Source organism: Streptomyces sp. CAI-85 (genome assembly GCF_013363615.1).
GTDB classification, from domain to species: Bacteria; Actinomycetota; Actinomycetes; order Streptomycetales; family Streptomycetaceae; genus Streptomyces; species Streptomyces antibioticus_B.
Map to the genome: position 1 here is coordinate 111,531 of NZ_JAANNX010000006.1, position 25,312 is coordinate 136,842.

Annotated in this window: 20 protein-coding genes and 1 pseudogene; 10 read left to right on the forward strand and 11 right to left on the reverse strand. The window is 72.3% G+C overall.

What is annotated here, in order from left to right; genetic code table 11:
• Window positions 1-61: 61 nt before the first annotated feature.
• Entirely contained in the window at window positions 62-1,117 is a 1,056-nt protein-coding gene (locus G6W55_RS10890) for an aldo/keto reductase (RefSeq protein WP_175520598.1), read from the reverse strand.
• Between the two features lie 69 nt (window positions 1,118-1,186).
• Complete coding sequence (locus G6W55_RS10895) at window positions 1,187-1,879, reverse strand: SDR family oxidoreductase (protein WP_175520599.1); 693 nt, start codon at window positions 1,877-1,879, stop codon at window positions 1,187-1,189.
• A 113-nt stretch (window positions 1,880-1,992) separates the two neighbouring features.
• Between G6W55_RS10895 and G6W55_RS10900 the strand changes: the two genes are divergently transcribed.
• The gene (locus G6W55_RS10900; RefSeq protein ID WP_175520600.1) at window positions 1,993-2,583 is read left to right on the forward strand and encodes a TetR family transcriptional regulator; all 591 of its coding nucleotides are present in this window, start codon (window positions 1,993-1,995) and stop codon (window positions 2,581-2,583) included.
• Window positions 2,584-2,745: 162 nt separating this feature from the next.
• Here G6W55_RS10900 and G6W55_RS10905 read toward each other — a convergent pair.
• Window positions 2,746-2,841, reverse strand: a pseudogene (locus G6W55_RS10905) (helix-turn-helix domain-containing protein); the annotation flags it as partial.
• On the opposite strand from G6W55_RS10905, the gene G6W55_RS10910 reads away from it, so the two are divergent.
• Entirely contained in the window at window positions 2,812-3,075 is a 264-nt protein-coding gene (locus tag G6W55_RS10910) for a hypothetical protein (RefSeq protein WP_175520601.1), read from the forward strand. The pseudogene G6W55_RS10905 and the gene G6W55_RS10910 overlap by 30 nt on opposite strands.
• A gap of 214 nt (window positions 3,076-3,289) precedes the next feature.
• On the opposite strand, the gene G6W55_RS10915 is transcribed toward G6W55_RS10910, so the two are convergent.
• On the reverse strand, window positions 3,290-3,763 hold the full coding sequence (locus G6W55_RS10915) for a hypothetical protein (RefSeq protein WP_175520602.1): 474 nt from the start codon (window positions 3,761-3,763) through the stop codon (window positions 3,290-3,292).
• A gap of 393 nt (window positions 3,764-4,156) precedes the next feature.
• Between G6W55_RS10915 and G6W55_RS10920 the strand changes: the two genes are divergently transcribed.
• Window positions 4,157-4,561 carry a type II toxin-antitoxin system PemK/MazF family toxin gene (locus G6W55_RS10920; protein WP_175520603.1) on the forward strand — a complete coding sequence of 135 codons (405 nt, stop codon included), beginning with the start codon at window positions 4,157-4,159 and terminating at the stop codon, window positions 4,559-4,561.
• 141 nt (window positions 4,562-4,702) lie between these two features.
• Here G6W55_RS10920 and G6W55_RS10925 read toward each other — a convergent pair whose 3' ends face one another.
• The gene (locus G6W55_RS10925; RefSeq protein WP_254876185.1) at window positions 4,703-5,491 is read right to left on the reverse strand and encodes a hypothetical protein; all 789 of its coding nucleotides are present in this window, start codon (window positions 5,489-5,491) and stop codon (window positions 4,703-4,705) included.
• Between the two features lie 476 nt (window positions 5,492-5,967).
• Here G6W55_RS10925 and G6W55_RS10930 point away from each other — a divergent pair, with 476 nt between their 5' ends.
• The gene (locus G6W55_RS10930) at window positions 5,968-6,471 is read left to right on the forward strand and encodes an N-acetyltransferase (protein WP_175520605.1); all 504 of its coding nucleotides are present in this window, start codon (window positions 5,968-5,970) and stop codon (window positions 6,469-6,471) included.
• Between the two features lie 257 nt (window positions 6,472-6,728).
• Window positions 6,729-8,111, forward strand: coding sequence for an MFS transporter (locus G6W55_RS10935; RefSeq protein WP_175520606.1), 1,383 nt, complete (start codon window positions 6,729-6,731; stop codon window positions 8,109-8,111).
• Between the two features lie 47 nt (window positions 8,112-8,158).
• On the opposite strand, the gene G6W55_RS10940 is transcribed toward G6W55_RS10935, so the two are convergent.
• From G6W55_RS10940 to G6W55_RS10950, 3 genes are all read right to left on the reverse strand, one after another.
• On the reverse strand, window positions 8,159-10,033 hold the full coding sequence (locus tag G6W55_RS10940) for a GAF domain-containing protein (protein WP_254876194.1): 1,875 nt from the start codon (window positions 10,031-10,033) through the stop codon (window positions 8,159-8,161).
• Between the two features lie 201 nt (window positions 10,034-10,234).
• Window positions 10,235-11,032 (reverse strand): 3-hydroxybutyrate dehydrogenase, encoded by a 798-nt coding sequence (locus tag G6W55_RS10945; protein ID WP_175520608.1) that lies wholly within the window; start codon window positions 11,030-11,032, stop codon window positions 10,235-10,237.
• An 834-nt stretch (window positions 11,033-11,866) separates the two neighbouring features.
• On the reverse strand, window positions 11,867-12,697 hold the full coding sequence (locus tag G6W55_RS10950) for a DUF1684 domain-containing protein (RefSeq protein ID WP_175520609.1): 831 nt from the start codon (window positions 12,695-12,697) through the stop codon (window positions 11,867-11,869).
• A gap of 365 nt (window positions 12,698-13,062) precedes the next feature.
• Between G6W55_RS10950 and G6W55_RS10955 the strand changes: the two genes are divergently transcribed.
• Together G6W55_RS10955 and G6W55_RS10960 are read left to right on the forward strand one after the other, a co-directional pair.
• On the forward strand, window positions 13,063-14,181 hold the full coding sequence (locus G6W55_RS10955) for an LLM class flavin-dependent oxidoreductase (RefSeq protein WP_175520610.1): 1,119 nt from the start codon (window positions 13,063-13,065) through the stop codon (window positions 14,179-14,181).
• The gene (locus G6W55_RS10960) at window positions 14,178-15,569 is read left to right on the forward strand and encodes an NtaA/DmoA family FMN-dependent monooxygenase (RefSeq protein WP_175520611.1); all 1,392 of its coding nucleotides are present in this window, start codon (window positions 14,178-14,180) and stop codon (window positions 15,567-15,569) included. Before G6W55_RS10955 ends, G6W55_RS10960 begins: the two co-directional genes overlap by 4 nt.
• Before the next feature lie 35 nt (window positions 15,570-15,604).
• Here the strand turns inward: G6W55_RS10960 and G6W55_RS10965 are convergent, their stop codons facing one another.
• Window positions 15,605-17,722, reverse strand: coding sequence for a SpoIIE family protein phosphatase (locus G6W55_RS10965; RefSeq protein ID WP_175520612.1), 2,118 nt, complete (start codon window positions 17,720-17,722; stop codon window positions 15,605-15,607).
• Window positions 17,723-18,638: 916 nt separating this feature from the next.
• Complete coding sequence (locus G6W55_RS10970; RefSeq protein WP_175520613.1) at window positions 18,639-19,898, reverse strand: ROK family transcriptional regulator; 1,260 nt, start codon at window positions 19,896-19,898, stop codon at window positions 18,639-18,641.
• 214 nt (window positions 19,899-20,112) lie between these two features.
• Here G6W55_RS10970 and mmsA point away from each other — a divergent pair, with 214 nt between their 5' ends.
• From mmsA to G6W55_RS10985, 3 genes are all read left to right on the forward strand, one after another.
• On the forward strand, window positions 20,113-21,663 hold the full coding sequence (gene mmsA, locus G6W55_RS10975) for a multiple monosaccharide ABC transporter ATP-binding protein (RefSeq protein WP_175520614.1): 1,551 nt from the start codon (window positions 20,113-20,115) through the stop codon (window positions 21,661-21,663).
• Window positions 21,660-22,964 (forward strand): multiple monosaccharide ABC transporter permease, encoded by a 1,305-nt coding sequence (gene mmsB / locus G6W55_RS10980; protein ID WP_175520615.1) that lies wholly within the window; start codon window positions 21,660-21,662, stop codon window positions 22,962-22,964. The genes mmsA and mmsB overlap by 4 nt, the downstream gene beginning before the upstream one ends.
• Window positions 22,965-23,158: 194 nt before the next feature.
• Window positions 23,159-24,271 carry a sugar-binding protein gene (locus G6W55_RS10985; protein WP_030780970.1) on the forward strand — a complete coding sequence of 371 codons (1,113 nt, stop codon included), beginning with the start codon at window positions 23,159-23,161 and terminating at the stop codon, window positions 24,269-24,271.
• Window positions 24,272-24,343: 72 nt separating this feature from the next.
• Here the strand turns inward: G6W55_RS10985 and G6W55_RS10990 are convergent, their stop codons facing one another.
• Complete coding sequence (locus G6W55_RS10990) at window positions 24,344-25,270, reverse strand: UTP--glucose-1-phosphate uridylyltransferase (RefSeq protein ID WP_175520616.1); 927 nt, start codon at window positions 25,268-25,270, stop codon at window positions 24,344-24,346.
• Window positions 25,271-25,312: the final 42 nt, after the last annotated feature.

The following is a 25,312-nucleotide window of genomic DNA, read 5'->3' on the forward strand; positions in this document are numbered from 1 at the left end:
GGGATTGTCTGTGGCGTTTCGCGAGGCGTTCTCGCCGTGTCGTCGAACCCCGTTTCCGGGTTCAGGCCACCGGCACGGCCGACGCGATGACGCGGCCCGTGTCGCCGCCCTGGAGGTGGCCGAGCGATCCGGCGATGCCTTCGTGCGGCACACCGAGCGGCACCGCGCTGACCTCGTCGAGGCGGGTGTACTGCTCGTGGGTGAGCCGGACGTCGAGCGCGCCGAGGTAACTGTCGAGCTGGGAGAGGCTGCGCGGGCCGATGATCGGGACCAGCGTGGCCGTGGTGCGGGCGGCCCGTTCGCGGACCCAGGCCACCGCCACCTGGGCGGGCGTCACGCCGGCCTCCTCTGCGACGGCCAGGACGGTGTCGACCACAGCCGTCTTCTGGCTGGTGTTCTCGGTGTGGATGACCACGCCCAGGTCGCTCAGGCGCCCCTCGGACGAGGTGCGGTACTTGCCGGTGAGCAGTCCGCCGCCGAGCGGGGACCACAGGGCGGCGCCCAGCCCGAGGCTCTCGGCCATGGGCAGCAGCTCACGGTCGGCGGTGCGCTCGACCAGGCTGTACTCGTGCTGGATGCCGACGATCGGGGCCTGGCCGCGCAGGTCGGCGAGGGCGGCGCCACGTGAGACGCGCCAGGCGGGGAAGTTGGACAGCCCGGCGTGGTGGATCTTGCCTGCGGTGACCAGGTCGTCAAGGCCGCGCAGCAGCTCGTCCATCGGAGTGAGCTGGTCGGGGAAGTGCACCCACAACAGGTCGATGTAGTCGGTGCCCAGGCGCCTCAGGCTGGCTTCGACGGAGGCGACCATGTTCTTACGGCTGTTGCCGGTCCGGGAGATGTCCGGCTGCGGGGCGGCGCCGAGGGCGAACTTGGTGGCCAGGACGAAGTGTTCACGGTCGGCGGAGATCAGCTTGCCGGTGAGTTCCTCCGACTCGCCGAACTGGTAGCCGTCGGCGGTGTCGAGGAAGGTGCCGCCGGCCTCGGCGAACCGGTCGAAGATCCGGCGGGCCTCGTCGGGCTCCGCGCCGGCACCCCAGCCGGTTCCGAAGTTCGCGGTGCCCAGCGCGAATTCGGACACGCGCAGTCCGGTCCGGTGGCCAAAGGTCGTGTAACGCATGGGATGTCCTGACGTAAGGGGTTGGCTCGGTAGGCGGCGGTCGGGCCGAGGGGTGGCAGGGGGTGCGGGTCAGACCTGGCTCGGCCGGGGTTCGGTGGCGAGGCTCTGCTTGACCTGGCGGGTGAGGTCGTCGGCGACGATCTCGGGCAGACCCGCCGCGATGCCGGCCAGGGCCCGGGCGGCGACGTCGGCGGCCGGGGTCTTCTGGTCGGCGGGGACGGCGGCGGCCATGTCGGTGTCCATGTAGCCGACGTGCAGGGCGGAGACGGTGATGCCGCGGGGCGCCAGTTCCTCTCGGGTCGCGCCGCTCAGGGCCCAGGCGGCGGCCTTGGAGGCGGCGTAGGAGCCGAGGCCGGCCGGGTGCAGCCAGGACAGTACGGACAGGACGTTGAGGATGGCGCCGCCGCCGTTGCCCTCGATGACGGGGGCGAAGGCGCGGGTGGCGGCGAGCGGGCCGTAGAAGTTGGTCTCCATCTCGCGACGTACGTCGTCCGGATCGCCGTCGACCAGCGTCGCGCCGGTGGAGATGCCCGCGTTGTTGATCAGCAGTGTCGTGTCCGACGCGGTGCGGGCGGCCTGCCGTATCGACTCCGGGTCCGTCACGTCGAGGCGCAGCGGGGTGACGCCGGGCAGGTCGACGGTTTCGGGGCGGCGGGCCGCCGCGTAGACCTTCGCGCCGCGCTCCGCCAACTGCGCGGCCAGGTGCCTGCCCAGGCCCCGGTTGGCTCCGGTGACCACCGCGACCGCCTTGTCGAGTTCCATGTCCGCTCCCGGTCCTCGCGGGTGCCGTCTGACGCCCGCGCCGTTTAGATTACGACACCAATCTAAACACCGGATTACGATAGATGCCAGTCGACATCCAAATGGAGGTGGCCATGGCCCGCGTATCGCAGGCGCAGGCGCAGGAGAATCGCAGGCGGGTGGTGGACACCGCGTCGAGGCTGTTCCGGGAACAGGGCACGGGCGTCAGCGTCGCCGATCTCATGAAGGCGGCCGGCCTCACCCACGGCGCCTTCTACAAGCAGTTCGCTTCCAAGGAGGCGCTCGTCGACGAGGCCACCGCCCACGCCTTCGCCGACCTCGCCCGGCGCCACACGGCGGGCCTCGAGCAGTACAGCGGGCAGCGGGACGCCGCCCAGCGGGCCCTGATCGACGCCTACCTCTCCACCGAGCACCGCGACGACGCGGCGGACGGCTGCCCGGTCGCCGGGCTCGCCACCGACGTCGCACGCGAACCCGAGGACCGCGAGGCCCGCCGCGTCTACGCGGAGGGCGTGGCCGCCTTCGCCGCGTTCCTCGCCCCCGACGGGGCCACCGAGGCCGACGCCGAGGACGCCGCCCGGGACGGCCTCACCCGGCTGTCCACCCTGGTCGGCGCGCTGATCCTGGCCCGGGCCACCCAGGGCTCCCCCCTCTCGGAGGAGCTCCTCGCGGCCGCGCACGCGGCGCTGACGGAATCGGCGTGACGGCGCTCCCGACAGCAAGAACCCCTGTTGCCGGGAGGCGCGTGGGCATCGGTCACGACTGCGGGGTGGCCCGGCGGCCAAGATCCGGACGCGGGGCCTCCCGGCGCGCCCGGGTCGACGGCGCCCGGCTCCCAGCCCCCGGACGGGTCGGGCCCGGTCGGCGAGGCTGGGCAGGTCGCGGCCGGTGAAGTGCTCGACGCGCTGGACCCGGTAGTGGACTGTGTTGACGTGCAGGTGCAGCGCCTCGGCTGTGCGCGCAGCAGTTCTGCTCCGACGACGTCCCTGAGGGCTTCATGCCGAGCCGGTGACCTGGTCAAGCTCGCCGAAGCCACCCAGGAACTGATGGCCCGCGTGGAACGCGGCGGCCCCGGGCCGATCAGCGCGACAGGGAGTCGGAGTTGGCCGAGGCCGACGGTCAGCGTGCTGCGCGGGGCCGTCTTCGCCCTCGCCCTGGCCTGCCTGGTCCTCCCCGCTTCGGTGCCGCGGACATGACGGTGACCGGTGCCGTCGAGGTTGCTCTGGATATCGGGCCGATGGCCCGTGCGCGTCTTCAGGAGGCACTGGCGCAGGGCCGCGTTCCCCGCTGTAGGAGGCAGCGCGGCACGTACAAGGTCATCACCACCGCGGCCGACGGACCGCCTTCCGGGTCTCACGCAGAGGAAGAGCTGCTTGCCCGGCGGCGTCTTGAAGCGGCCAGGAAATCCGTTCAGCCGATGGTGAAGCGCTGGTTCTGGGCGTTTCGGTCGCAGAGGGCGGTGCGGTAGTAGCCGTTGTCCTGCTGGTAGAGGCAGCGGCCCGTGCCGACGCTCTGGAGCATGACGGCGCTGCGGGCGGCGGGCTGGACGGTGACCCACTTCTGGTATGAGCCGCCGTTACAGGGCAGGGGGTAGACGTCGCCCCGGTCATTGCTGTCGAGACAGCGGCCCCAGAAGTTGTTCTTGAGAGTGGTGCTGGTGTTGAGGCGGCCGTTCCACTGCCACAGGAGGCTGCCGCGTCCGGTGGTGCAGCGGTCGCCCTTGAGGCCGGTTTCGGAGGTCTCGCGCAGACAGTCACCGTAGCGGTAGTTCGCGAAGCGGCTGGTGGCGGTGGCAGCCGAGGCGGGTGTGGGGGTGAGGAGAGGGAGGGCGAGGCCGGCTGCGGCGATGAGGGCGGCGAAGGCTTTCCGGGTCGGGCGGCGCACTGGGGGTCTCCTTGCGGTGGTTTGCAGATGGTTTGCAGAGGTACCTCGACAGGATCCCCGAACACCACCGCCCTACGCCTGAAAAATGGGGAAAACCCCCGGATCGAGCCGCTCACGTGGAAGTACCGTGGAAGTACCGCACCAACTCACCCTGTCGGGACCTCCCCGAGGAACTCGGCTCGTCCCAGACGGCCCATGAGCGGCTGACCAGGGGTGAGCCGTCGACGCCCGACCCGACGTCGGGGTTCGACCCGTGCGATCTGGCCCTCGAACACCTCCTGCCGGCGGGCAGGGTCTACGTTGTGACCTGCGGCCACCGCATGATCTTCAGTCTGCACCCGCCGATGATCAACGGTGGCCGCACCCCATCTTCACAGCGCGTCTGGAGGACTTGTGCAGCGTGGCGAAGTCTGGTGGGTCCAGTTCGACGAGCGGAGGCTGGTCGCACTGCTGTCGGGAGACGACACGTCCGGGATCCGGGTGATGCAGGTCGTCGCTCCGGCGGGCGTCGACATCAGCGGTCTGGGCATCGAAGTGACGGTCGGCGCCTGTGAAGGACTGCCGTTCGAAGGCGTGCTGCGGCTCGCGTTCCCGCGTCCGGGCTTCACCCCGTGCACGTGGCTGACCACGGTGTCCCGGGACGACCTGATAGAGCGGGCGGCCGTCCTGTCCTCCGTGAAGCTCAGCGAGATCGACGACGCCCTCCGACTCGCTGACCAAGCGCAGGAGCGCACCCCGGCCACGACCACGAAGCTCAGCGACATCAGGGATGCCCTTCGTCTCGGTGAACTCGGGTAGACGCGCGGACGATCTCGGACGAGATGATCGACACGAGCCACCTGTTGCCCGCCGCCCCTCGGTGTCCCGTCGTCCGTAAACGTCGGCACGAGGTACCCGCCCATGGACCGGCCAACGCCCAACCCGCCCGAAGAAGTCGGATCAGGCGCGCAGGGTGACGCCGAAACGGTGCCTCATCCGTCGCAGTTCCCACAGTGAGACGGCGGTCACCGACAGCGGGCCGCCCAGCATGGAGCAGAACTGGACGATGGGCGGGCCCGCCGGCATGCCGTCGCCGATCAGGCTGAAGGCTGCGAACACCCACACCAGCGTCAAGGTGAGGACGGGCGGCAGCATCGGGTGAACCTGGGCGCTGTTGAAGGCGCTGCGGGCCGAGTACAGCGACGCCATGAAGAAGAAGGGGAAACCCCACACGATCACGATCAGCGAGGCGACGGCCAGCACGTATTCCCACCAGTTCTTCCCGTCGTCGGCGTCGACCAGCAGGGCCGTCGGGACGAGGACTGCGCTCATCACGACCAACGTCAGCACGTACCAACCGACCGCCTTGAGCGGAGCGCGCAGCCGGGAGCGCAGATGCGGCCGCAGGTGCCGGGGCGCGTAGTAGATGAACCCGACGATGACCAGGGGCGCGGCGACGATCAGCACGAACGGGACGACGACGAGTTGGGCGGCACCGCCGTACGCCGCGTCCTCCCAGCGGTTGGGGTCCACGTTGTAGGCGAGGATCAGGGCGATGGTGGCGGCGGCACCGAGCACCGTGCGGGCCGTCTGGACGCGGTCCACGGTGCGGTCCTCGATCCGGCCCTCTCCCTCCTGTGCGAAGAGCCTGGTGGCAGCGCGGTGCGCGGAGCGCAGGATCGCGCCGATGAGCCCGAAGGGAGCACCGAACGACAGGCAGCCGCCGCGGCGCCGGGCGGCGGGCCTCATCGGCCGGGGACCGTGGGGGTACGGAGGCTGGTTCGGGTACAGGCCCGGATTCGGTGGTGGCGGACCGTACGGGCCGCCCTGCGGTGGGCCATAGGGAGCGCCCCAGCCGCCCTGGCCTCCGGGCCCGTTGCCGCCAGGCTGCCCCGGTCCGTTTCCCGGACCCCATCCCCCCGTAGCCATGCCGCTCCCCGTTCTCTTTCCGCCAGTTGGTACGTGTCCTGCGCTGCCAGGCGCAGTGTCGTGGCGCGTCGAGTGACAGCGGTTGTGTTCGTTGCCGGTCGCGCCACATGCGTGCATGTCCGTCAGCGCGCCCCTCATTACCTCACCACCCACCGCGGCACCGGCACCCGCTCGCTCAATCTTTGCAGGCTGTAGACCACTCCTACGCAGCATCAACCTGGGTCACCGGCACAGGCCGGCAGCAGTTCCTCGCATCCACCGGACCGGAGGGCCGCGCCCTGCTACCGTCGGGCGCTGTGAGCTGGCTCCCCGATGACTTCGTCCATCCCGTCCTGGTACCGCTGCCGGGCAGTGGTCATCACCTGCGGCCGATCCGGGAGGCGGACACCCCGCTCGACTATCCGGCCGTGATGGGTTCGCGCGAGCGGCTGTGGACCATCTTCGGCCCGGCCTGGGGCTGGCCCGCGGCCACCATGACCTACGAGGCCGACCAGGCCGATCTGTTGCGGCACGAGAAGGAGATCGCCGCACACCAGTCTTTCAACTACGCGCTGCTCGACACGGCGGAGACAGCTCTGCTCGGCTGCGTCTACATCGACCCACCGGAGAGGGCCGGCGCGGACGGCGAGATCTCCTGGTGGGTGGTGGACGAGCTGGTGGGGAGCAAGGTCGAGCAGACCCTCGATGAGCTGGTGCCGCGATGGATCGCCGCCGACTGGCCGTTCGAGCAGCCGCGCTTCCTCGGCCGAGACATCTCCTGGTCGGACTGGCTCGCCCTGCCGGAGCACTCCGACGCGTAAGTGGCTTCTGCCGTACTGAGAGGTTCGGTTGCGGGTCGTGCACAAGCGCTCGATTCTCGCGGCCCTTCCCTGGCTCGGCCGAGAGGGCAAGCGGACCGCCTCCGCCTTGCTCTCGTACTTTCCACGAGCCGGCATGGTGGGCACGCGCATAGGCGGCCCCCGAACTATGTTGCCCGGCCACATGTGCGCTTGACCTGCGGATTCCTACGGTGTGGCGACACGTAAACGTCCCCGTCACACCTCAGGAAGTGGTGCCGATGTCGTCGCCCGCAACCGCTCCACCGGCTCCGAACAACCTCAGGCGCATCGTCGCCGCCAGTCTCATCGGCACGACCATCGAGTGGTACGACTTCTTCCTCTACGGTTCCGCCGCCGCGCTCGTCTTCAACAAGCTGTTCTTTCCCGACTCGGATCCGCTGGTCGGGACGCTGCTGTCGTTCCTGACGTATGCCGTGGGTTTCGCGGCTCGGCCGCTGGGCGCGCTGGTGTTCGGGCACTACGGCGACCGGCTCGGCCGGAAGAAGCTGCTGGTGCTGAGTCTGCTGCTGATGGGTGGGGCGACCTTCGCCATCGGGCTGCTGCCGACGCACGCCAGCATCGGGGCGGCCGCGCCGGTGCTGCTGACCGTGCTGCGGCTGGTGCAGGGCTTCGCGCTCGGCGGCGAGTGGGGCGGGGCCGTGCTCCTGGTCTCCGAGCACGGGGACGCGAAACGGCGCGGATTCTGGGCCTCGTGGCCGCAGACCGGGGCGCCCGCGGGGCAGTTGCTGGCGACCGGCGTGCTGTCCCTGCTGACCGCCGTGCTGTCGGACGCGGCGTTCGGCTCCTGGGGCTGGCGGATCCCGTTCCTGCTCTCCGGTGTCCTGGTGATCGTCGGCCTGTGGATCCGCCTGTCCGTCGACGAGTCGCCCGTGTTCCGGGAGGCGCTGGCCCGGGCCGAGTCCCGCAAGGAGGACGACGAGCGGCTGCCGCTGGTGGCCGTGCTTCGGCACCACTGGCGGGACGTGCTGGTGGCGATGGGGGCGCGGATGGCGGAGAACATCTCCTACTACGTGATCACCGCGTTCATCCTGGTCTACGCGACCGTCTCGGCCGGCGTCTCCAAGCAGACCGCGCTCAACGCCGTACTCATCGGCTCGGCGGTGCACTTCGCGGTGATCCCCGCCTGGGGCGCGCTGTCCGACCGGATCGGCCGCCGCCCCGTCTATCTGCTGGGCGCGGTCGGCATCGGGCTGTGGATGTTCCCGTTCTTCTCGCTCGTCGACACCGGCAGCTTCGGCAGTCTCGTCCTCGCCGTGACCGTCGGACTGGTGCTGCACGGGGCGATGTACGCGCCGCAGGCCGCCTTCTTCTCCGAGATGTTCGCCACCCGGATGCGGTACTCGGGCGCGTCCATCGGCGCCCAGTTCGCCTCGGTCGCGGCGGGCGCCCCGGCGCCGCTCATCGCCACGGCGCTCCTCGCCGACTACGGCAGTTCGACGCCGATCGCCCTGTACGTGATCGCCGCGGTGCTGATCACGGTCGTCGCCGTGGGAGTCGCCCAGGAGACCCGGCACCGCGATCTGTCCGACGTGGCTCCCGTCCCGGAAGCCGGCCCCGCGCCGGAGGCGGAGGCGGAGGCTGCGGACGCCCGGACCGTCTGAGCCCTTCCCTACCGCTGATCCCCGTGCGCTCCGCTCGCGTACGGGGATCAGTGCTGGGCCGGCAGTGCCAACAGGCGTAGGCGCAGGGCGAGTTGTATCTCCAGTACGCGGTCCGGGGCGTTCCAGTCGTCGCCGAGGAGACGGGCGACGCGGTCCAGGCGCTGGGCCACCGTGTTGACGTGCACGTGGAGCGCGTCCTTGGTGCGGACGGGGCTCATCCCGCAGGCGAAGTACGCGTCGAGGGTGCGCAGCAGCTCGGTGCCGCGCCGTTCGTCGTAGGCGACGAGCCGGCCGATGGTGCGGTCGACGAAGCCGGTCACGTCCCGTTCGCCGGCCAGCAGGAGGCCCAGGAATCCGAAGTCCTCGGCGGCCGCCCCGTTTCCGGAGCGGGCCAGCAGGCGCAGCGCGTCGAGGCAGCGGCGGGCCTCGTCGTAGGCGGCGACGACCGCCTGCCGGTCGGCCGCGAGGCCGCGCACCGGGGCGGAGGCACCGACGGTGACCGCCTCGTGGACGGCGGTGCCCAGGTGCCGGGCGGTGCGGCGGGCCACGTCCCCGGCGGTGGTGCCGGGTTCCAGGGGCAGCAGCAGGACCGTGCCGCCGTCGCGGGCGGCGGCCAGGCCGTGGCGGGTGGCGGCGAGGTGGGAGGCCGCGGACCAGAGCCGGGTGCGGGCGGCCGCCTCCTGGTCGGCGTCGGCGGCGGCGCCGTCGAGCCGGGCCGCGAGCACGACATGGGTGGCGTCCAGGTCGGCGCGCAGTCGCGCGGCCCGCTCGCGCAGCAGGCGCGGGTCGCGGTCGCGGGCGTCGAGCAGGTCGTCCAGGAGTTCGCCGCGCACCCGCTGTTCGGCCTCGACGGCGGACCGCCGGGCCAGGAGCAGCAGGGAGGTGACCATGGCGGCCCGTTCCAGGGTGCGCTGGTCGACGGGGTCGAGGCCGGGGTGGCCGTGCAGGACGAGCGCGCCGAGCAGTTCGTCGCCGGCGGCCACCGCGGCGATCCAGTCGTCCCGGTGCCGTACGGCGTGGCCCTCGGCCCGCGAGGCGGCGACCGCGGCGGGGGCGGCCGTCTCGGTGAACTCCACCGTTCCGTCGAGGACTTCGGAGACGGCGGCGGCCACGTCGTGCACGCCGCCGCCGCGCAGGACCAGTTCGGCCAGCCGGTCGTGGACGTCGGAGGCGCGCTCGATGACACCGCTGCGGTCCCGGATGATCTCGTTGGCGCGTTCCAGGCCGGCCAGCGCGGAGCGGGTCTCGGTGAGCAGGTTGGCGGTGTCGATGGCGGCGGCGGCCAGCGCGGCGAAGGAGCCGAGCAGGGCGATCTGCTCCCGTTCGAAGACGCGGGCGCGCCGGTCGGCGGCGAACAGCACGCCGATGACGTTCATGCCGAGGGTCAGGGGGACGCCGAGGATCGCGACCAGGCCCTCGTCGCGGACGCCCGCGTCGATGGTCGCCGTGTGTCGGAAGCGTTCGTCGCGGAAGTAGTCGTCGGTGACGTACGGGCGGGCCGTCTGGGCGACGAGACCGCCGAGCCCCTCGCCCATGCCCAGGCGGAGCTGCTGGAAGCGGGCGGCGACGGAGCCCTCGGTGACCCGCATGTAGGTGTCGCCCTGGTCCGGGTCGTGCAGGCTCAGATAGGCGATGTCGGTGCCGAGCAGGGAGCGGGCCCGCTGCACGATCGCCCTCAGTACGGCGTCCAGGTCCCGCAGGCCGGCCAGGTCGTGGGCCGTCTCGAACAGCGCCGACAGTTCGGCCTCCCGGCGTCGGCGGCCCTCCAGTTCGGCCCGCACCCGCAGCGCGGCGAGCTTGGCGCGCTCCAGGGCCGCGATCCGCCCCGTGGACCGGCCCTCGGCGCGGGCCGCGAGCACGGGCCGCTCGTACGCCTCGGCCGGCGCACCCCGGGCGAGCAGCGCCAGGAACGGTGCGTCCATGTCGTCGTGACCGGTGCCGTCGTGGCCGGTGCCGTCGTGGCCGGTGCCGTCGTGGCCCGTGCCGTCGAGGGCGGTGTCGTCGAGGCCGGCGGGCTCGTGGCCGGGGCGGTCGTGATCGCGGGACATGGTCACAGGATTCCTCATGCCGCGCTCGGCCTGTCGTTCGGTCGTTCGGTCGTTCCGGCCTTCGGTCGTGTCCGGTCAGTGCGCGGTCCAGCCCCCGTCCAGGACCAGCGACGTGCCGGTCACGAAGGACGCGTGCGGGCCGCACAGGTAGGCGACGGCCTCGGCCACCTCCTCCGGCTCGATGAGCCGCCGCACCGCGCTGTCCCGCAGGAGCACCTCGGTCAGGACGCGGTCCTCCGGAACGCCGTGGGTGCGGGCCTGGTCGGCGAGCTGCCGCTCGACCAGGGGGGTGCGGACGTAGGCGGGGTTGACGCAGTTCGAGGTCACGCCGTGGGCGGCGCCTTCGAGGGCGGCGGTCTTGGACAGCCCTTCCAGTCCGTGTTTGGCGGCCACATAGGCCGACTTGTAGGCGGAGGCGCGCAGCCCGTGGACGGAGGAGATGTTGACGATCCGGCCCCAGCCCTGCCCGTACATATGGGGAAGGGCGCCGCGGATGAGGCGGAAGGGCGCCTCCAGCATCACGGTGAGGACAGTGTGGAAGACGTCAGGGGGGAAGTCCTCCAGCGGGCTGACCCGCTGGAGCCCGGCGTTGTTGACCAGCACGTCCGTGCCCGCGGCGACGGCTTCGGCGGCGTCCAGGTCGGTGAGGTCCAGGACGTGCGGTTCGACGGCGCCGGGCAGCCCGGCCGCGCTCTCGGCGAGCCTTTCGAGACCGGCCACGTCCCGGTCGACCGCCCGCACCTTCGCCCCCGCCGCCGCCAGCCGCAGCGCGCAGGCACGGCCGATGCCACCGGCGGCGCCGGTGACGAGGGCGGTACGGCCGTCGAGGTCCAGGACAGCGGCAGGGGCGGAGGCGGCGAGGGGCTCGGTCATGCCGCCGACTCTAGGCAGCACACCCCGACCACCCCATGTGGCCACCGTCCACACCTCACGGGGCCGGGATGGCCGGGCGCCACACCCCGCGGGGCCAAGACGGCCGGGCGCCCCCACCCGCGAGGTCGCGACGGCCCGGCGTCACACCCCGCGGAGCCGGTACGGCCGGGCACCCCCACCCGCCGGTCGGAACGGCCCGCCATCACACCCCAGAGATCGGCATAACCCGCCACCACACGCCGCGGAACCGGGACGGGCGGGCGCCCCAACCCGCGAGGTCGGAACGGCCCGACGCCCACACCCTCGAGGCCGGGACGCCCGCCGCCACACCCGGCGAGGCCGACATCACCCGCCACCGCACCCCGCGGGCCGGGACGCCCGCGCGCCCATACCCCCGAGGCCGGGACGCCCCACCCTCACACCCCAAAAATCGGCATCACCCGACGCCACACCCAGCGGGCCGGGAGGGGCAGGCACCCCCACCCGCAAGGTCGGCACGGCCCGACGCCCACACCCCCGAGGCTGGGACGTCCGCCGCCACACCCGGCGAGGCCGACATCACCTGCCGCCGCACCCCGCGGGCCGGGACGCCCGCGCGCCCTCACCCGCGAGGTCGGCACGGCCCCGCGCCCATACCCCCGAGGCCGGGACAGCCCGCCCTCACACCCCAGAAATCGGCATCACCCAACGCCACACCCAGCAGGGCCGGGACGCCCGCGCACCCCCACCCGCGAGGTCGGCACGACCCGGCGCCCCCACCCGAGGCCGGGACGACCCGACGCCCACCCACACCCCCCGAGGTCAGCATCCCCCCGCGTCACACCCACCCATCCCTCAGGCCGCCCCACCCCGCTCCAGCGGAATCCGCTCGCCCGCCTCCACCGCCACCGGGAGGCGGTTCTCCGTCGGGGGCAGGGGGCAGGTCGCCAGGTCCGTGTAGGCGCAGGGCAGGTTGGCCGCTCGGTTGAAGTCGACCGTGACCCGGCCGTCGGCGTCGGGCGGACCGATCTGGAGGGAGCGGTTCGCGGCGTACGTCGTCACGCCCGAGGTCGCGTCCGTGAACAGGACCGACAGCGCGCCCGGTGTCTTGCCGTTGAAGGCGGTGAGCCGGTACGTCTCGCCGTTCAGCTCGAACTCGACCCGGCCGGGGGAATCGTAGACGTGCTCCAGCCCCTCCACGGCGGCGCCGACCGTCACCGGCCGCGGCTCCGCGTCCGGTACGAAACGGCCCTCCAGGACCCAGCGCGGGTCGGGGGCGTAGGTGGGGGTGCGGGTGAAGGCGGTCCGCAGGGCGTTGCCGGGGTGGCGGGGCCGGACGATGTCGTGGCCGCCGCGCTTGGCGACCTCGATCAGCGCGTCACCGGCGCCGGCGTAGACGCTGGCGCGCTCCGCGATCACGCCGAAGACGTGCCGGCCGCGCACCACCGTGCCGTCCACGGTGAGTTCCTCGTCCGGCGCTAGGTCGACGACGATGCCCTCGTCGGTGGTGGACCAGGCGCCGGGCGCGTCGTCGAAGCGGGCCGGCTCGGGACTCAGCCAGCGCAGGCTGGTGATGGCGAGGAAGCCGTGCGGGCCGGACAGCACCTCCTCCTTCTGCCGGTGCCACTCCTCCCACGCCTGGACGAATCCGGTGCGGTCGATGTCCTGGGCGGTCTGGACGGTCATGTGCACTCCCTGAGGCGTTCGGGGCGTTCGGGCCGTTCGTCAGCGGATGTCGATGTCGGCTGCAACCGCCCCGCGCGCGGGTGTCATCCCGTCCGGGCCCCTGCCCCGGCGGATTTCATGAGCCCGCAACACGAGCCCGGGCCGGGCGGCGTAGGTTGAGGCGACCGGTCCGAGGTGGAGAGGAGGGTGGAGGCCATGCGTGTTCCTGGCGCGGCACCGCGCGGTGCCGGCACGGGCGCGCGGCTGATCACCCGGCGGCATGTCGACTACTGCCGCACCGCCTCCGCCGTCTGTCCTTCCGCACGCCCCTGACCTCGCCGGCCACCGGGCCGGCCGTCTCGACGTGTCCTCGGAAGGAACCCCCGATGTCCGGCCCCGCCCTGCGGCTCGCCCTCGAAATCGACGGCGACGGCGCCCATCCCGCGGCCTGGCGCCGCGCCGCCCACTCCCCCGGCCACCTGCTCACCGCGCGCCGGACGGCCGGTGTCGCCGCCGCCGCGGAGAACGCCGGTTTCACCCTCGTCACCCTGGAGGACGGGGCGTTGCCGCCGGGCGGCGCGTCCGATGTGGTGGGGCGGATCGGCGCGGTGGAGCGGGCCGCGTTCCTCGCCGCGACGACCAGCGTGGTCGGCATCGCGCCCGTGGTGCCGGTGACGTACGCCGAACCCTTCCATGTCTCCAGCCAGTTGGCGTCCCTGGACCACATCTCGTCCGGGCGCGCGGGCTGGGTCGTGGGGGACGAGACGGCTCCGGAGGCGGCGCGCGCCTGGGGCCGCCCGCTCGTCGAGGGTGCCGAGGCGCGGGCTCGCGAGGCCGCCGACGGTGTCGACGTCGGCCGTGCACTGTGGGACTCCTGGGAGGACGACGCGGTCATCCGCTCGGTGGCCACCAGCCGCTACCTGGACCGGGAGCGGCTCCACTACGTCGACTTCACCGGCGGTTCCTACTCGGTGAAGGGTCCGGCGATCGTGCCGCGGCCGCCACAGGGGCAGTTGGTCGTCATCGGGCGGCCTGACGCCGTGCCCGCCGACCGGCTCGACGTGGCCCTCGTCGGCGGCCCGGACCTCGCGTCGGTGACCGCCGCCGCGGCTGCCGTCCGCGCGCGGGTGCCCCGGGTGTTCGCCGAGGTCGAGGTCGCCCTCGACACTGCGGACGCCCCGGCCGAGGACCGGGTGGCCGACCTGGCGCGGCACGCGCCGTGGGCCGACGCCGGACGCCTGCGCTACACCGGCTCGGCGACCGGACTCATCGCCCTGCTGGGCGAGTTGGCGGACGTGGTGGACGGCGTACGGCTGCATCCGCTGGTCCTCGACGAGGAACTGCCCGTGCTGTCCCGGCTGGTGATCCCCGCGCTCGTCGAACGGCGGCTCGCGGTACGCCCGTTGCCCGCCGCCACCCTGCGTACGCACCTGGGTCTGGAACGCCCCGCCAACCGTTACGCCGCCGCCGTCGCGGCCGCCCGACAGCTCGGGGAGATCCGATGACCCGCACCGACCCCCTCGACGTGCCCCGGCCGGACGCGCGGGTGCACTTCGGCGTGTTCTTCCAGGGCGTCAACCACTGGACCGTCTGGTCCGACCCGGCCAGCGGCTCCCAGATCGACCCCGCCAACTTCCGCAAGGTCGCGCAGACCGCCGAACGGGGCCTGTTCGACGCGTTCTTCCTCGGTGAGGGGCTGCGGCTGCGCGAGGTCGACGGCCGGATCCATGAACTCGACGTGGCGGGACGGCCGGACGCCGTCACGCAGCTCGCCGCCCTGGCCGCCGTCACCGACCGGATCGGCCTGGTCAGCACCTCCAACACCACCTTCAACGAGCCCGCCGACCTCGCCCGCCGGCTGTCCGGCCTCGACCTGCTGTCGGCGGGCCGCGCCGGCTGGAACGTGGTGACCACCGACAACGCCTGGACCGGAGCCAACTTCCGGCGCGGCGGCTATCTCGACCACGCCGACCGGTACCGGCGCGCCGAGGAGTTCCTCACCGTGGCGCGTGCCCTGTGGGACGGCTGGGCCGACGGATGGGCGGACGGCGCGGTGTCCGGTGCGGCGGACGCCCCGGCCTGGGCCGCGCCGGACGCCGTGCGCCGGGTCCGGCATCAGGGGCCGCAGTTCGACGTGGATCTCGCGCCGACCCTGCCGCGCAGCCCGCAGGGCCATCCGGTGATCTTCCAGGCCGGGGACTCCGGTGAGGGCCGCGACTTCGCCGCCCGCAACGCGGACGTGATCTTCTCCGCGCACGGCAACGACTTCGACGACGCGCTGGGCTTCGCCGAGGACGTCCGGCGGCGGCTGCGGGCGGCCGGGCGGCCCGAGGACGATCTGCGGATCCTGCCCGGCACGGAGATCATCCTCGGCGCCACCGAGGAGGAGGCGCTGGAGAAGAAGCACTGGATCCGGCTCCAGCAGGTCACCCCGGCGACGGCGCTGGGGGTGGCGGGGCTGCTGTGGGGGCTCGACCTGTCCGGCCGGGACGCCGACGGTCCGCTGCCGAAGGAAGACCCGGTCGTCGCCGAGAACGACGGCTCCTTCGGCGCCCGGCGCGTCGCCGATCCCCGCGCGGTCGTCGCCGAGTGGCGGGAGAAGGCCGAGGCGAACGGCTGGTCGCTGCGCGAGACGGTCATCCACCTGGGCCCGCAGCGCGGCCATGTCGGCACCCCGGCGGGGCTCGCCGACCGGTTCACGCACTGGGTGCGGCACGGCGCCGTCGACGGCTTCAACGTCACGCCGTACCTGATCCCCGACGGCCTCGACGACATCGTGAACCTGCTCGTGCCCGCACTCCAGGAACGCGGCGTCTATCCGGACCGGTACACGGGGACGACACTGCGCGAGCACCTCGGGCTGCGCGCACCGCTCACCCGCCGAGCCGGTTGACCGTACCCGGACCGGTTGACCGTATTCGGGACGTCTCACGCCTGCGCGAGGCGGTGCGGCTGGAGCAGGAGCAGGGCGATGTCGTCGGTGTGCCGGTCGCGGCGCCGTCGGGCGTGGGCGAGCAGGCGGTCCAGGAGCTGGTGCAGCGGAAGGTCGCCGGCCGCGCCGAGGCGGCGGGCGAGGCCGGCGGTGGTCCGGGCCATGTCGGTGCCCGGGGACTCCACCAGGCCGTCGGTGTAGAGGGCGAGGACGGCGCCCGGCTCCAGGGGCAGGGTGGTGAGTGGGTAGGCGGGGGCCACGACCTCGATGCCGAGGGGCGGCCCCGGCCGGACGTCGACGACCCGGGCCCGGTCGTGCGGGCGCCGCAGGAGCGGGGGCGGGTGTCCGGCGCTGGCGAGGGTCAACCGATGCGCGGCCAGGTCGAGATGGGCGTAGAGACAGGAGGCGAACCGGCCGGCGTTCAGGTCGGCGAGGTCGCGGTCGGTGCGGACGAGGACCTGGTCGGGGCTGGCCCCGGCCGTGGCGTGGGAGTGCACGGCCATCCGGACCTGGCCCATGAGGGCGGCGGCCGTCATGTCGTGGCCCTGGACGTCTCCGATGACGGCCGCGACGGTGGTGTCGGTCAGCCGGATGAGGTCGTAGAAGTCGCCGCCGATGTTCATGCCGTGGCCCGCGGGCAGATAGCGCGCGGCGACCTCGAGGCCGGTCACGGACGGCAGGGCCTGCGGCAGGAGCGTCTGCTGGAGGGCGTGGGCGAGTCCGTGCTTGGCGTCGTAGAGCCGGGCGCGGTCCAGGGCCTGGGCGACGAGACCGGCGAGCGGGGTGAGGATCGAGCGCTCGGCGGCGGTGAAGAGGCGCGGGTGGTTGTAGGCGAGGAGGAGGCCGCCGAGGGGACGTCCCGAGCTGAGCAGCGGCAGGAAGGCCCATGCCTCCTTGTCGCTGATCTGGGGTGCCCGGGGGTAGTCGCGGGTCAGCTCGGCGCGGCTGGCGAAGAACGACGAGGTGCCGGTGGCCAGGACGCGGCCCGCGGGGGTCCGGTCGGTGTCCACGGGCAGTCCGTCGATCAGCTCGACCACGGCGGGGTCGTAGCCGCGGTGGCCGATGATGTGCATCCGGGCCCCGTCGGCGGTGTACATGATCATGCCGTGGGCGCCGAAGGCGGGCAGGATCTGTTCGGCGACCAGGTCCACGACGTCCTGGACGCCGATGGTCTCGGTGAGCGCGGCCGCCATCGTCATCAGCAGATGGATCCTGCTCTCCGGCATGCCGACGGTGCTCGCGGGCGGCGGGGTCCCGGCGGGCCGGGAGGACCGGTCGGGGGTGATGAGGATGCTGGTGCCGCTGTCGTCGACGTGGAAGCGCAGGTCGAGCCACTGGTCCGGCGGGCGCAGGACGGTCAGGGCGACGGGCTCGCGGCTGGTCAGGGCCGTGCGGTACGCGTCCATGTAGGCGATGGTGTCGAGCCAGGGCAGCGCGTCCCCGGGCCGGCTGCCCAGCAGGTGGGCCGGGGGCCGGCCCAGCAGGGCGCCGGCGGCGGTGTTCACGTAGGCGACGCGGCCGCCGACGTCGAGGGCGAGGGTGCCGAGGGGCAGGCGTTCCACCAGGCCGGCCGCCGCGTGCGGGGACTGCGGTCCCGGCTGGGTGTGATGGAGGTGGACGAAGCGGGGCCGGTCGGGGATGACGGGCGGGCCGGGGGCGGTGTTCAGGACCCGGGCGAGGCGTCGGACACTGGAGGCGATGTGCCCGCGTTCGCGGCGGCTGAGCCGGGGGGAACGGCCGGGGGCCCACATCAGCAGCAGCGCGCCCCGGCAGTGCCGTACGTCCTTGAACGGGACGACGGCGAAGGCGAGTTGATAGGGAATGTTGGCGGCGGCGCGCGGATAGCAGCGGGCCAGCTCCTCCAGCGAACTCACCCACACGAGCCGCTCACCGCGGACCGCGTCCTGGGCGGGGCCGTGGGCGGCGTACGTGGTCCGCCACCAGGGCGCGAAGGCGTCGACCGGCGCCCCGCAGAGCGACACCAGCCCGAGCACGCCCTCGGCCTGGTCCAGCAGATAGACACCGCCGGACTGGGCTCCGGTACGACGCACGGCGGCGGCCAGGGCGTCACCGAGCGCATCGACCACATCTGTCTGCTCAGCGGACCCGGTCATCCGGCGCGACCCCTGACGCCCATACCGGCACGGTAAGCCAGCCCAGGGGCCACGGCATGTGGATCAGGGACGGGGCCCCGCCGGACACGTCTGCCACCTGCGGCGGGCGGGGCCGGTCCACGGGGCGGGGGTGCGAGGCCGACGGGTCGGCGTGCAGTGCAAAGGGCAGGCGCGCGCGGCCTGCGGCGGGCGGGGCGGGCTCAGGTGCGGCAGGGCGGGCACAGGTGGGTGCGGCTGGCGCGCCACAGGCGGGGCCGGCCCACGCCGAGCGGGGTGACCCGCGCGCCAGGCCCGCAGCGCCTCGGCACACCCGGCGGGCGAGTGCAGCCTGCGGCGGGCGGGGCGGGCTCAGGTGCGGCAGGGCAGGCACAGGTGGGTGGGGCAAGCGCGCCACAGACGGGGCGCCGGCCCACGCCGAGCGGGGTGTGACCTCGCGACACGCCCGCAGCGCGTCGGCAGGCACCCGGCGGGTGCGACCGGCCCGGGGGGGCAGAACGGGCTCAGGTGTGGCAAGGCAGGCGCAGGTGCGGCAGGGCAGACAACAGGTGCGGCGGGCACGCCCCACGCAGGGCCGGGCCCACGCCGCACCGGGTGACCGCACGCCACGCCCACACCGCGTCGGCACACCCGGCGGGCGCGGCCGGCCCGCGGCAGGCGGGACGGGCACGCGCGCGGGCGTGGCAGGCACGCGTCACAGCGCGCAGGCCGCGCCGGGCCCGCGTCCCGCGGCGCGGGCGTGCGGCGAGCCGGGTCCGGGTCCGGTCCGGCCGGAAGAGGCGCGTCACGGTTCAGGCCGGAAGCGGCGGGTTCCGGTCCAGCCGGAAGAGGCCCGTTTCCGTTCAAGCCGGAAGCGGCGGGTTCCGGTCCAGCCGGAAGAAGCCCGTTCCCGTTCAAGCCGTAAGCGGCCGGTTCCGGTTCAGGCCGGGGTCACCGTCGTCCCCACCAGTGCCGAGAGCTGGGGCGAGTACGTGGCGTGCAGGACGAGGGCCGCGCTGCCGACCACCGCCGCGTCCGTGCCGAGGGGGGACGCCTCGACCTCGACGACCCTGATGTGGCGGGCCAGCGGACGGCTGGCCAGGGCCGCGGCGACGGTGTCGACGTAGCGCGACTCGACGTGCTGGATGCCGTGGCCGCCGAGGACGATGAGGTCCACGTCGATGAAGTTGGCGATGTCGACCGCGACCGAGGCGACATGGTGGGCGGTCTCGTCGATGACGGCCGCCGCGACCGGGTCGCCGGCGGCCGCGGCCACCCGGACGGCGGCGTGGTCGACGGCCCCGGGGTCCGCGGCGAAGGCCCGTGCCAGCGCGCTGTCCGGGTGCGGCCCGGCGGCGAGTCTGCGGTGCACCTCGGCGACGATCGCGGTGGGGTTGACGAGCCCCTCCAGGCACCCCCGGTTGCCGCAGTAGCACAGCGGCCCGTCGGGCAGCACGGAGGAGTGTCCGAACTCGCCCGCGTTGAGCGAACCGCCGCGGTACACCTGGTGGTTGAGGATGAGTCCGCCGCCGATGCCGGTGCCGAGGAAGAAGTAGGCGAAGTTCGCGACCCCGCGCCCCGCGCCGGACCAGCGCTCCCCCACCGCGGCGGCGGTGGCGTCGTTGTCGAGGGTGACCGGCAGCCCGGTGGCCTCGCTCAGCATGTGCTGCACGGGCACCCGGGTCCAGCCGGAGAGCTGGGGGGCGCCGACGATGACCCCCTGTTCGACGTCGATCGGGCCGGGCGTCGCGAGGCCGAGGCCGAGGACCCGGTCGCGGGCGACGCCCGTCTCGGCGAGGACGTCGGCGACCAGTTCGGCCATGTCCTTGACGACCTGCGCCGGGTCGGTCCCGGGGTGCGTGGGGCGCTTCTTGACGACGAGGGGCCGGCCGAGCAGGTCGACCACGGTGCAGCTCAGCTCGACCGGGTCGAAGTGCAGCCCGACGGCGCTGCCCGCGTCGGCGTTGACCCGCAGGGTGGTGCGGGGCTTGCCGCCGGTCGCCCCCCGGCTGGCGCCGTCCTCGCGGACGATGCCCTCGTCGAGCAGCCGGCGCACGATGCCCGAGACCGTCTGCGGGGTGAGGCCGGTGTGCTGGGCGATCTCGACGCGGCTGATGCCGTCGGCGAGCTGGATCTGGTCCAGGACGACGGCCCGGTTGTATCGCCCGACCTTGGGAAGGTTCGTTCCTGCCTGCCGCACGCACGGTCCTCTCTCGTAACCCCCCGACAACATATCTCCCGCACCCCATTGACTTAGTAAAACAAATGGATTTAGTGTCCGGGCGCAGACGAAACATCCCGGACACGAAGGCACCGGGCAGTGCCATCGGAGGCAAGTTGATGTCCATGCAATGCCGCAGGCCCGAAGGCCCGGGGACCGCTTCGCGGGCTCCCGGCGGTGGGGAGCACCGCTCATGACACCCACCGCCACGAACCTGCTGGAGATGCGGTCGATCACCAAGACCTTCCCCGGCGTCACCGCGCTCGCCGACGTCAGCCTCGTCGTGCGGGAAGGTGAGATCCACGCGATCTGCGGCGAGAACGGCGCCGGCAAGTCCACGCTGATGAAGGTGCTGAGCGGGGTGCACCCGTACGGCAGTTACAGCGGCGACATCGTCTACCGGGGCGAGCAGGTCCGCTTCCACGACATCCGGGCCAGCGAGCAGTCCGGCATCGTGATCATCCACCAGGAGCTGGCGCTGGTGCCCGGTATGTCGATCACCGAGAACCTGTTCCTCGGCAACGAACCGCGCCGGCGCGGCGCCATCGACTGGAAGACCGCCCAGCGCCGGGCCCTGGAGCTGATGGAGCAGGTGGGCCTGCGCGAGGACCCCGACACGCTCATCAAGGACATCGGTGTCGGCAAGCAGCAACTCGTCGAGATCGCCAAGGCGTTCGCGAAGGACGTGAAGCTGCTGATCCTCGACGAGCCGACCGCGGCCCTGAACGAGGACGACTCCCGCCATCTGCTCGACCTGCTGCGCGGCTTCCGCGAGCGGGGCATCACCTCGATCATCATCTCGCACAAGCTGAACGAGATCGAGGCGGTCGCCGACACCATCACCATCCTGCGCGACGGCCGCACCATCGAGAGCCTCGACGTGCGGGCGGACGGCGTCAACGAGGACCGGATCGTGCGCGGCATGGTCGGCCGGGAGCTCGACAGCCGCTTCCCCGACCACACCCCGGACATCGGCGAGGTCTTCTTCGAGGTCCGCGACTGGACGGTGCGGCACCCGAGTTCGGACGAGCGGCTGGTGTGCAAGGGCTCGTCCTTCCATGTCCGGCGCGGCGAGATCGTCGGCTTCGCGGGACTCATGGGCGCGGGCCGCACCGAACTCGCGATGAGCCTGTTCGGCCGCTCCTACGGCACCTGGCTGTCCGGGCAGGTCTTCAAGGACGGCAAGGAGATCCGGCTGAAGACGGTGTCGGACGCCATCCGGCACGGCCTCGCCTACGTCAGCGAGGACCGCAAGTCGATCGGTCTGAACCTGCTGGACGACATCAAGACGTCGATGGTGGCCGCGAAGCTGTCGAAGATCGCCCGGCGCAGCGTCATCGACCCGGTGCGCGAGCACCGCATCGCCGAGGAGTACCGCCGCAGCCTGCGGATCAAGACGCCGAACGTCGACGAGGGCGTCGTCAAGCTCTCCGGCGGCAATCAGCAGAAGGTCGTCCTGGCGAAGTGGATGTTCACCGACCCCGATCTGCTGATCCTCGACGAGCCCACGCGCGGTATCGACGTGGGCGCCAAGTTCGAGATCTACGGGATCATCCAGCGGCTGGTGGCCCAGGGCAAGGGGGTCGTCGTCATCTCCTCCGAGCTGCCCGAGCTGATCGGCCTGTGCGACCGCGTCTACACGGTGTTCGAGGGCACCATCACCGGCGATGTGGCGCGCGCCGACGCCGAACCGGAACTCCTGATGAAGCAGATGACCGCTACCAAGAAGAGCCCCACTCCATGAGCCGTATAACTGACCTTCAGAAGAACCTCTTCGGAGGCTCGACCTCCAACGCCCGCCAGTTCGGCATGATCTCCACCCTGGTGGCGATCGTCCTGCTGTTCCAGATCTGGACCGACGGTCTGACGCTGACCTCCGGCAACCTCATCGCGGTGGTCAGCCAGTACTCGTACATCCTGATCCTGGCCATCGGCATGCTGATGGTGATCGTCGCCGGGCACATCGACCTGTCGGTCGGCTCGGTCGCCGCGTTCACCGGCATCGTCGTCGCCAAGGCGATGCAGGAGTACGACCTGCCGTGGCCGCTGGGCATCGCGCTCGGGCTGCTCGTCGGCGCGGCGATCGGCGCCTGGCAGGGCTTCTGGGTCGCCTACATCGGCGTACCGGCCTTCATCGTGACCCTCGCCGGGATGCTGCTGTTCCGCGGCGGCAACCAGTACATCGGCAACGCCGACACGGTCCCGGTGCCCGAGGGCTTCCGGGAGATCGGCGCCGGCTTCCTGCCCGAGGTGGGGCCCGACACCGGCTACAACAACCTGACGCTGCTGCTCGGCGTGGCCGCCTGCGCGGGTGTGGTGTGGCGGGAGTGGAAGGCGCGGCAGACCCGCCGTGAGATGGGGGCCGACACGGCTCCGCTGTGGGTCGCGGGCATCCGGCTGGCCGTCATGATCGGCGTGATCGTCTTCGCGACGCTGCGGTTCGCCGGCGGCCGGGTCGGCACCAGCCTGCCGATCTCCGGCATCATCCTGATCGTCCTGGTCCTCGCCTACTCCTTCTACACCCGCAACACCGTGGGCGGACGGCACATCTACGCCGTGGGCGGCAACGCGCGCGCCGCGGAGCTGTCCGGTGTGAAGCTCAAGCGGGTCAACTTCCTCGTCATGATGAACATGTCGGTGCTGGCCGCGCTGGCCGGCATGATCTTCGTGGCCCGGTCGTCGGCCTCCGGTCCGCAGGACGGTCTGAGCTGGGAACTGGACGCCATCGCGGCCGTGTTCATCGGCGGCGCGGCGGTCTCCGGCGGTCTCGGCACCGTCAGCGGCTCGATCGTCGGCGGTCTGGTGATGGCCCTGCTCAACAACGGTCTCCAACTGGAGGGCGTGGGCTCCGACATGGTCCAGATCATCAAGGGTCTCGTGCTCCTGCTGGCCGTCGCCTTCGACGTCTACAACAAGAGCCAGGGACGGTTCTCGATCATCGGCACCCTGACCCGGCCGTTCCGCCGGGACGATCCGGGGGCGCCGGCCGCGCCGACGGCCCCGGCCTCCGATCCGGACGCCGACAAGGCCAAGGTCGCCGGCTGACCGGCCGCGGCCCGTCCCCCTCCCCCCAGACGACCGGACACCCGGTCCCCTGACAACCGGGTGTCCGGTCCCCCCTCTCCCGGCACGACCGGGCACGGTCACACGGTCCGGCGGTTCCACCGCACCGCCTCCGCCGCGTTCGACGGCACAGCTCACTCAAGGCACCAGCACCACACGAAGGGTTCACCTCCACCATGCGCACATCCGTCATCAGAAGCATCGCCGCCGTCGGCGCCGTCGCCCTGCTCACCCTGGGCACCGCGGCCTGCTCCAACGAACGCGAGGGCTCCACCAGCAGCGACAGCGCCGACGGCAAGGGCTTCAAGCAGGACTCCCTGATCGGCGTGGCGCTGCCCGCCAAGACGTCGGAGAACTGGGTGCTCGCCGGTGACCTGTTCACCTCGGGCCTCAAGGACGCGGGCTTCAAGGCCGACGTCCAGTACGCGGGCGCCTCGACGACCGTCGCCGACCAGCAGGCGCAGATCTCCTCCATGGTCACCAAGGGCGCGAAGGTCATCGTGATCGGCGCGACCGACGCCTCCCAGCTCGCCACCCAGGTGAAGCAGGCCAAGGAGGAGGGCGCCACCGTCATCGCCTACGACCGTCTGATCACCAACACCCCGGACGTCGACTACTACATCGCCTTCGACAACTTCAAGGTCGGCCAGCTCCAGGGCCAGGCCCTGATCGACGGCATGAAGGCGAAGAAGGCGAAGGGCCCCTGGACCATCGAGCTGTTCTCCGGCTCGCCGGACGACAACAACTCCAAGGTGTTCTTCGACGGCGCGATGGAGGTCCTCAAGCCCCTCATCGACAAGGGCGACATCGTTGTCGGTTCGGGTCAGACCGACATCAAGCAGACGGCCACGCAGGGCTGGAAGGCGGAGAACGCCCAGCAGCGGATGGACTCCCTGCTGACCTCGGCCTACGGCGGCAAGAAGACCCTGGACGGCGTCCTGTCCCCCAACGACACGCTGGCCCGCGCGATCCTCACCTCGGTCAAGGGCGCCGGCAAGGCCGTCCCGGTCGTCACCGGCCAGGACTCCGAGGTCGAGTCGGTGAAGTCGATCATGGCCGGTGAGCAGTACTCGACCATCAACAAGGACACCCGCAAGCTCGTCGCGGAGACCGTCAACATGGTCAAGGCCCTCCAGAAGGGCGACAAGCCGACCATCAACGACACCAAGTCGTACGACAACGGTGTCAAGGTCGTCCCGTCGTACCTCCTGCCGCCCGTCATCGTGACGAAGGACAACGCGGCCGAGGCGTACGCCAACGACCCGAAGCTGTCGGCGCTCACCAAGTAGTCCGAGCGCGTACGGCGCACGCCGCCGCCCGCCCCGTTCACCTCCGGGGCGGGCGGCGGCGTTCGTGTTCCCTCAGGCGCCCGTCCCGGGCGGGGCGTCCAGGCGCCGGACCAGGTCGCGCAGGACGGGGCCGTACTCGGGGTGCGCGAGGGCGTGGGCCATCTGGGCCACCAGGTAGTCGGCCGGGTTGCCGGTGTCGTACCAGGTGCCCTGGATGACCTGGCCGTAGACGGCGCAGCTGGCGGCGTAGGCGTTGATCGCGTCGGTCAGATAGACCTCGCCCGGCGTCCGGCCCTTCTTGACGGCCTCGTGCCAGAGGCGGGTCTGCTCCCGTAGTTCGTCGACGATGCCGGGGGTGATGACATAGCCGCCGATCGCCGCGTACGAGGAGGGGGCGTCCTCGGGTCGCGGCTTCTCGACCAGGCCGGTGATCCGGAGCTGTCCGTCGCCCAGGTTCTCGCGGACGATGGGGACGCCGTAGCGCTGGGAGTCGGCCGGGTCCATGGGCAGCAGGGCGAGCACCGGGCAGGCGGTCTGCTCGTAGGCGCGGATGAGCTGCTGGGCCCGGGGCACCTCGGCCACGAACACGTCGTCCGGCCACAGCACCAGGACGGGTTCGTCGCCGAACGAGCGGGCCGCGTTGAGGACCGGGGTGCCGTTGCCGTACGGGCCGTGCTGGTCGAGGTAGCTGATGTGGCCGCGGCGGGCCAGGTCGGAGACCTCCTCCACGGCGTCGGCGTACGCCTCCTTGCCGTCGGCGCGCAACTGCGCGACGAGCGCCGGGTTGGGCCGGAAGTGCTCCTGGATGAGGGACTTGCCGCCGCTGACCACGATCGTGATGTCGGTGATGCCGGAGTCCACCAGCTCCCGCACGGTGTGCTCCACGACCGGTTTGTCGCCGACCGGGAGCATCTCCTTGGGGATCGCCTTGGTGAGGGGCAGCAGGCGGGAGCCGAGTCCCGCGGCGGGGATCACGGCCCTGCGGATCGTCGGGGGCATCGGGCCTCTCTCGTCGGGGGGTGCGGGTGCGACGGTATCAAC

Coding starts and splice junctions, on each gene's coding strand:
- G6W55_RS10890 (WP_175520598.1), bottom strand. CDS start 1,117: ATGCGTTACACGACCTTTGGCCACCGGACCGGACTGCGCGTGTCCGAA.
- G6W55_RS10895 (WP_175520599.1), bottom strand. CDS start 1,879: ATGGAACTCGACAAGGCGGTCGCGGTGGTCACCGGAGCCAACCGGGGC.
- G6W55_RS10900 (WP_175520600.1), top strand. CDS start 1,993: ATGGCCCGCGTATCGCAGGCGCAGGCGCAGGAGAATCGCAGGCGGGTG.
- G6W55_RS10925 (WP_254876185.1), bottom strand. CDS start 5,491: ATGAGGCCCGCCGCCCGGCGCCGCGGCGGCTGCCTGTCGTTCGGTGCT.
- G6W55_RS10935 (WP_175520606.1), top strand. CDS start 6,729: ATGTCGTCGCCCGCAACCGCTCCACCGGCTCCGAACAACCTCAGGCGC.
- G6W55_RS10940 (WP_254876194.1), bottom strand. CDS start 10,033: ATGGACGCACCGTTCCTGGCGCTGCTCGCCCGGGGTGCGCCGGCCGAG.
- G6W55_RS10945 (WP_175520608.1), bottom strand. CDS start 11,032: ATGACCGAGCCCCTCGCCGCCTCCGCCCCTGCCGCTGTCCTGGACCTC.
- G6W55_RS10950 (WP_175520609.1), bottom strand. CDS start 12,697: ATGACCGTCCAGACCGCCCAGGACATCGACCGCACCGGATTCGTCCAG.
- G6W55_RS10955 (WP_175520610.1), top strand. CDS start 13,063: ATGTCCGGCCCCGCCCTGCGGCTCGCCCTCGAAATCGACGGCGACGGC.
- G6W55_RS10960 (WP_175520611.1), top strand. CDS start 14,178: ATGACCCGCACCGACCCCCTCGACGTGCCCCGGCCGGACGCGCGGGTG.
- G6W55_RS10965 (WP_175520612.1), bottom strand. CDS start 17,722: ATGACCGGGTCCGCTGAGCAGACAGATGTGGTCGATGCGCTCGGTGAC.
- mmsA (WP_175520614.1), top strand. CDS start 20,113: ATGACACCCACCGCCACGAACCTGCTGGAGATGCGGTCGATCACCAAG.
- mmsB (WP_175520615.1), top strand. CDS start 21,660: ATGAGCCGTATAACTGACCTTCAGAAGAACCTCTTCGGAGGCTCGACC.
- G6W55_RS10985 (WP_030780970.1), top strand. CDS start 23,159: ATGCGCACATCCGTCATCAGAAGCATCGCCGCCGTCGGCGCCGTCGCC.
- G6W55_RS10990 (WP_175520616.1), bottom strand. CDS start 25,270: ATGCCCCCGACGATCCGCAGGGCCGTGATCCCCGCCGCGGGACTCGGC.